1 protein-coding gene is annotated in these 2,449 nt (G+C 39.4%); it reads left to right on the plus strand.

Translation table 11 applies throughout. The annotated features are described in order from the left end of the window. Nucleotides 1-603: 603 nt before the first annotated feature. Nucleotides 604-2,316, plus strand: a complete 1,713-nt coding sequence (gene ltrA, locus PL11201_RS27485; protein WP_079678194.1) for a group II intron reverse transcriptase/maturase — start codon at nucleotides 604-606, stop codon at nucleotides 2,314-2,316. The last annotated feature ends 133 nt before the right edge of the window (nucleotides 2,317-2,449 follow it).

Here is a 2,449-nt window from a genome sequence, read left to right on the forward strand (position 1 = left end):
AGTTGGTGCGATTCGTTTAACCTAAAATAAGTTGAAAGACTTATGGGACGGTTAACCCAGAACACTGGTGATAACTGATTACATTTATGGGTGAAATTCCGTGAATTAAGTCCCATCCCTCAAGTGCTGAGGTGAAAGCATAACCCCTAGTTTGCTTGGATAGCAACCATCAGATTAAAGCGGGGTTAAAAGGTAGAACTACTGGAAGCCAAATTTGGTAACTACCAAGCAAGAAGTCCATGCGTAGCATAAGCAAAGATGTGTTTGAACCATCGTTAGAATTGATGGTGTAATGGCTAAAATCAATATAAAAACTTGATTAACACCAAGCCAAAAGGCAAGGGACGCGGGCATAAGCAGTTCAACTTCTGACTTATAAGCACCGCCTAAGAAACCCGGTGGATAGCATCACGCTAAAGATTTCAAACCAATGTGTAATCGGAACGAAGTAACCCCTATATATCTCTGGAAAAGGTCGAAAACCAGTAAGTAGCTAACGAATGATATATAGGGGAGGGATGGTATCAAAAGCGAATGCCCTTGGTAATGCAAGGGATATGCTGACAGATGCTCGGTAATTCCAAAGAAATAGAACAAGTAGCAATGAATATATCTAAAACGCAGAACAATCTGACGGTGGAGTGGAAAGACCTTAATTGGCGCAAGCTAGAAAAGGTAACTTTTAAGTTGCAAAAGCGAATATTTCAAGCGAGTGAACGAGGCGATGTTAAAGCAGTTCGTAAACTTCAGAAGACCCTGATTAGGTCTTGGTCAGCAAAATGTATAGCGGTTCGCAGGGTAACACAAGATAACCAAGGTAAAAATACGGCAGGTGTGGATGGAATTAAATCTCTGACCCCAAAGCAACGTATAAACCTTGTAGGACGATTAAAGTTAACCAATAAAGTTAAACCAACTCGTAGAGTTGAAATACCTAAACCTGGTACAACCGAAACCCGTCCATTAGGAATACCCACAATTAATGACCGCGCATTGCAAGCGTTAGTCAAACTAGCGTTAGAGCCAGAATGGGAGGCTAAATTCGAGCCAAACAGTTATGGTTTTAGACCAGGACGTTCCTGTCACGATGCAATCGGAGCAATATTTAGCAGCATTAAGCAGAAAGAAAAATATATATTAGATGCTGACATTGCTAAATGCTTTGACCGCATTGACCACAAAGCGTTACTCTCCAAAATACACACATACCCTACATTAAGCCATCTACTGAAAACGTGGCTCAAAGCAGGGTACATGGACGGAAAAGAACTTTTTCCTACCAATGATGGTACACCACCGTGGGTCATTTCACCTCTACTTGCGAATATTGCCTTACATGGTATGGAAGAAAGAGTTAAGCAATACGCCGAAACTCTAAAAGGGGCAAAAACGATAAATCGTCAAGCCCTTAGTTTAATCCGATATGCTGACGACTTTGTAATAATCCATGAGGATATAAAAGTTGTCAAAAAATGTCAAGAGATAATTGCTGACTGGTTGAGTGATATGGGATTGGAGTTAAAACCAAGTAAAACAAAATTAACCCACACCCTCAATGAAATTGAGGGAAATGTTGGGTTTGAGTTCTTAGGGTTCCATGTTCAACAACATAAAATAGGTAACTACCGAAGTTCAAAAAAAACGAATGGAACACCGCTAGGTTTTACAACATTAATCACACCCTCAAAAGCTAAAATTAAAGCTCATCTTGTAAAAATAGCTGAAGTAATAGACACCCACAAGACCTCCCCACAAGCTGCTTTAATTAGCAAGCTGAATCCAATTATTAGAGGTTGGTCAAACTATTACTCAACAGTGGTTAGTAAAGAAACTTTCTCGAAAGTTGACAATCTAACCTATGATAAGTTAAGAGCGTGGGCAAGAACGAGGGGAAAAGGGAACATCAATAAAGACAAATACTGGCGAACAGTAAATGACAGGAATTGGTGTTTTAGTACAGAAAACGGATTAAAATTAATCGCTCATACTGATACGCCAATCGTAAGGCATATTAAAGTTAAAAGTGAAGCTAGTCCGTTTGATGGTAACTGGATTTACTGGAGTAAACGACGAGGCGAATATCCAGAAACTCCCAAAAGAGTGGCAACACTTATCAAGAAACAAAAGGGTATTTGTCTTCACTGTGGTTTGTATTTTACAAGTACAGACAAGGTAGAAATTGACCATATTAAACCAACAACATTAGGTGGAAAAGACACTTATGAGAACTGGCAACTTCTACACAAACATTGTCACGACACAAAAACGGCAAACGATGGTTCTTTAACTAAAAGTAATACAATTACCAATAGTTGAGAATTATGAAAATAACCCGTTTTGAATCGTACCTATAACAAAGGTGGTATTATCAAGGAGCCGTGTGAAGCGAAAGTTTCATGCACGGTTCTGAAGGAGAGGTTAGGGGGTAACTCCCTAATCGACTCTAACA

Origin of the sequence: Planktothrix sp. PCC 11201 (assembly GCF_900009135.1) — a bacterium.
GTDB lineage: Bacteria > Cyanobacteriota > Cyanobacteriia > Cyanobacteriales > Microcoleaceae > Planktothrix.

Bases quoted from the DNA above. Each gene is read 5' to 3' on its own strand.
- ltrA (WP_079678194.1), top strand. From the start codon at position 604: ATGAATATATCTAAAACGCAGAACAATCTGACGGTGGAGTGGAAAGAC.